The 242-nt window shown below is 55.4% G+C and carries 1 protein-coding gene; it reads left to right on the top strand.

What is annotated here, in order from left to right; translation table 11 throughout:
* Positions 1 to 242, top strand: a 242-nt coding sequence (locus ABJK56_RS17850) for a hypothetical protein (protein ID WP_347246037.1), incomplete at both ends; no start/stop codon positions are given.

The raw sequence follows: 242 nt of genomic DNA, 5'->3' as shown, positions 1-242 counted from the left end.
GCTTACCTTCCCGCCCAGGCACGTATCCACGAACACCTACACCCTCAGCGACGAAGAAAAACGCCTCTACAACGCGGTGACGCAATACGTCAGGGATTCCTACAACAAGGCTTTATCTGACGAAAAGCGAAACGTAGCGTTCGCTATGTTGATCTTCCAACGCCGGTTAGCCTCGAGCGTTAGAGCTGTGAAGTCCTCCCTGGAGCGCAGGAAGCAGCGCCTCAAGAGCTCTTCGAGGCGCT

Origin of the sequence: Thermogutta sp. (genome assembly GCF_039793925.1) — a bacterium.
Lineage (GTDB): Bacteria > Planctomycetota > Planctomycetia > Pirellulales > Thermoguttaceae > Thermogutta.
The sequence above is the reverse complement of the archived record's forward strand: the minus strand, read 5'-3'. Positions and strand labels throughout refer to the sequence as shown.